1 protein-coding gene is annotated in these 323 nt (G+C 69.3%); it reads right to left on the reverse strand.

The features are described from left to right. The coding region (locus ACTFO6_RS18265; RefSeq protein WP_439935805.1) for a helicase-related protein at nt 1-323 on the reverse strand (323 nt) is incomplete at both ends.

Here is a 323-nt window from a genome sequence, read left to right on the forward strand (position 1 = left end):
GTACATGACTCGCAGCCGCTCCCGGGCCGCGCCGGAGAGGGGCGTGCCGTACAGGAGGATGCACGCGCTCTTCTCCGCCCCCCGGCCCACGCGCCCCCGCAACTGGTGGAGCTGGGCGAGCCCCATGCGTTCGGCATGGTCGATCACCATGAGGGAGGCGTTGGGCACGTCCACCCCCACCTCGATCACGGTGGTGGCCACGAGGAGCTGGATCTCCCCCCGCAGGAAGGCCTCCATCACCCGGGCCTTGTCTTCGGGCTTGAGCCGCCCGTGGACCAGGCCCACCTTGAGTTCCGGAAAAGTGCTCTTCAGCCGCTCGAAGG

Source organism: Pelomicrobium sp. G1 (assembly GCF_051905455.1).
Classification (GTDB): domain Bacteria; phylum Pseudomonadota; class Gammaproteobacteria; order Burkholderiales; family UBA6910; genus Pelomicrobium.